The following is a 3,322-nucleotide window of genomic DNA, read 5'->3' as shown; positions in this document are numbered from 1 at the left end:
AGTCGCCAACTACGAGGGCTAAGATTATCGTCCGGGATGCAACAACTATCTTGCCAGCATGCGTTCCCTGGGTAAGACCCGGAGCGATTTCAACGTGAAAATCTACTCTATCATCCACGCCTTCCCACAAAACTGACTTAATTCCATCTCCACTCCAGCCACCGCCAATATAGATAGGCCCACTTAACTCCCCGCGCCCACGAATAGAGATGGTCTCATTTGGAATACCTTCCCCTTCGTAAAATGACAAACTCAGCGCCGCCCGATCAGAATATATTGAGAATGAACCGCCATCGTCTCCATCGCCGCCACCGCCACATGACGCCAAAAGAGGAAATACCAGCATGAGTGCCAATTTTTTAAACATACTTGCCCCCTGAAACTATTTTTATCAAAAACAACGCAAAAACACCCGCGAGATATCCGGGTGCATGGCCCAACAAAATCCGGGGAAATAAAAGCAATTACTGCTAAAAACCCACGGCAGTCCGCTAGTTGCGCCTAACGTACGCCGCCCCCTTCAACTAGGCAGAAAAGCATTCTTGAATATTTATTTTTTCTAATACTAACACCCAAGCCGACGTAAGGGAACTGTCATGCTGCGTCATGTGCGAGTTACACGACTTGATGCACAACAATGTCCCTGTTACTCACCCAGCTGTGCCAGCAGCTCGGCCTGGTGCTCGTTGATCAGCGACTGGGTCAGCTCCTGCAGATCACCGTCCATGATCTGGTCGAGCTTGTACAGCGTGAGGTTGATGCGGTGATCGGTCATCCGCCCCTGCGGGAAGTTGTAGGTGCGGATGCGCTCGGAGCGATCGCCCGAGCCGATCAGGCTCTTGCGGGTGGCCGCTTCCTTGGCCTGCTGCTCGGCAAGCTGCTTGTCGTTGATGCGCGCGGCGAGCACCTGCATCGCGCGCGCCTTGTTCTGGTGCTGGCTGCGGCCATCCTGGCACTCGACGACGATGCCGGTTGGAAAGTGCGTGATGCGCACCGCCGAATCGGTCTTGTTGATGTGCTGGCCGCCGGCGCCACTCGCGCGAAAGGTATCGATGCGGATGTCGGCCGAATTGATGTTCACTTCTTCGAGCTCGTCCGCCTCGGGCATCACCGCCACCGTGCAGGCGCTGGTGTGGATGCGGCCCTGGGTTTCGGTGGCCGGCACGCGCTGCACGCGATGGCCGCCCGATTCGAACTTGAGCCGTGAATACGCGCCAAAGCCGGCAATGCGGGCGATCACTTCCTTGTAACCGCCGAGGTCCGAATCGTTGGCCGAGACGATCTCCACCTGCCAGCGGTTGCGCTCGGCAAAGCGCGTGTACATGCGAAACAGATCAGCGGCGAACAGCGCCGATTCGTCGCCACCGGTGCCGGCGCGGATTTCCAAAAAAATGTTGCGCTCGTCGTTCGGATCTTTCGGCAGCAGCGCCTTCTGCAGCTCGACGCCCAGCAATTCGATGGCGGCATCGGCACTGCGGATCTCCTCCTCGGCCATTTCGCGCATGTCCGGGTCGGCCAGGAGTTCCTCGGCGGCGGCGCGATCGGCTTCGGTCTGCCCGAAACGCTGATAGAGCTCGACCACGGGGGTGAGCTCGGCGTGCTCGCGCGTGAGCTTGCGGTACTGGTCCATATCGCGCGTAGCTTCCTCGGACGCGAGCAGCGCGTTCACTTCTTCGAGCCGGTCGGCAAGCTGGGCGAGTTTCTGGACGATCGATGGTTTCATGGGTTTCCTACTTCCCGCGATGGGAAGGCGCGCGTTGCGCGGCTAATCGTGCAACCGGAAGATCCGCCGGGTGGCGGCAACCAGCTGTTCCTGTTCTTCGGGCTGGGCCGCATTCAGCGACGCCAGCGGTGCGTGCAACAGCTTGGCCGACACGGCGGCGGCCAGCTGCTCCAGCACCTCGTCGGCATCGTCGCCTGCGGCGATACGCTTCTTGGCGCGAGCCAGTTCGTTGCGCGCGATGCGGTCGGCGTGATCCTTCAGCTCGCGTATGGTCGGCACCAGCGCGCGCGCCGCCAGCCACTGGCGAAAATCGTGCACGCCATCCTCGACGATCACCTCGGCCGCCTCTGCTTCACCCAGGCGCAGCGCCACGCCCTCCTTCACCACCTCGGCCAGATCGTCGACCGTGTAGAGATAGGCATCGGGCAGTTCTGCGACTTCGGGCTCGACATCGCGCGGCACCGCCAGATCGACGATGAACATCGGTCTATGCTTGCGGCGCTTGAGTGCCCGCTCGACCATGCCCTTGCCGACGATGGCCAGCGGTGAGGCGGTACAGGAAACCACGACGTCGAACTCAGCCAGGCGCTCACCCAGGTCGGTGAGCAGCATGGCGCTGCCGCCATATTGCCCGGCCAGCTTCTGGCCGCGCTCCAGCGTGCGGTTGGCGATCACCACGCCGCGCGGATGGCGCGCACAGAAATGGGCGGCGCACAGTTCGATCATTTCGCCCGCGCCGATGAACAGCACCTTGCACTCAGCCACGCTGGGGTAGAGCCGCTCGGCCAGTTTCACCGCCGCCGCCGCCATCGATACCGACGCCGCGCCGATGCGCGTTTCGCTGCGCACTTCCTTGGCCACCTGGAACGCGCGCTGGAACAGGCCATTGAGCAGTACGCCCAGGCTGCCCGATTCGCGCGCGACGCGTTCGGCTTCGCGCATCTGCCCGAGGATCTGGGTTTCGCCCAACACCATGGAATCGAGCCCGGCCGCGACGCGAAAGGCATGGCGCGATGCTTCGTCGTCGGCAAGGCAATACAGATGCGGCGCCAGCTCGTCGACCTGCCGGCCGCGGCTGGCGGCGAACCAGGCCAGCACGTCACCGGGCTCCTTGGCGTTCACATAGAGCTCGGTGCGGTTGCAGGTGGAAACGATGGCCGCTTCCAGCACGCCCACCGATGCCGTCAACGCAGACAAGGCCGCGGCAACCTCGGTCGGCGCGAACGCAAGGCGTTCACGCACCGCCAACGGCGCGGTCTGATGATTGACTCCGAGGACGAGCAGGCTCATCGCGATGAGGGGAATGGAAACCGGGCATTGTAACGCGAAATGACCGGTCCCTTGCCGTTTTGCCCGGCGGATCAGTCACCTGCATCGTGCCCAGCGCACTGGCATGAAAAAACCCCTCCCGTTCGGGAGGGGTGCGGGATGAACCGGCCATGTAGAGGGTAAGTGAAACCAGTCCGGGGTAGGCAACCCCGGACCTACAGCTTGCGATGTGGCGGCCGGATCAACCGGCCGCCAGCACCTTAGCGGGCGTTGCCCAACACCTTGGCGAGTTCACCATTGGCATCGCCGTCGAGCGACCAGCTGAACGCC

Annotated in this window: 3 protein-coding genes; all 3 read right to left on the bottom strand. The window is 62.0% G+C overall.

All coding sequences use genetic code 11. The annotated features are described in order from the left end of the window. Nucleotides 1-367 (bottom strand): hypothetical protein (locus tag NLI84_RS16335; RefSeq protein WP_255991747.1); only part of this gene is annotated, 367 nt, incomplete at its 3' end. Between the two features lie 279 nt (nucleotides 368-646). Beyond that, the gene (prfA, locus tag NLI84_RS16330) at nucleotides 647-1,723 is read right to left on the bottom strand and encodes a peptide chain release factor 1 (RefSeq protein WP_255991746.1); all 1,077 of its coding nucleotides are present in this window, start codon (nucleotides 1,721-1,723) and stop codon (nucleotides 647-649) included. A 42-nt stretch (nucleotides 1,724-1,765) separates the two neighbouring features. After that, nucleotides 1,766-3,013 carry a glutamyl-tRNA reductase gene (hemA, locus tag NLI84_RS16325; RefSeq protein ID WP_255991745.1) on the bottom strand — a complete coding sequence of 416 codons (1,248 nt, stop codon included), beginning with the start codon at nucleotides 3,011-3,013 and terminating at the stop codon, nucleotides 1,766-1,768. Between the last annotated feature and the right edge of the window lie 309 nt (nucleotides 3,014-3,322).

Source organism: Chitinolyticbacter albus, from assembly GCF_024437655.1.
GTDB classification, from domain to species: Bacteria; Pseudomonadota; Gammaproteobacteria; order Burkholderiales; family Chitinibacteraceae; genus Chitinolyticbacter; species Chitinolyticbacter albus.
Note: the sequence above shows the minus strand (reverse complement) of the source record. Positions and strands in the feature narration are given on the sequence as shown.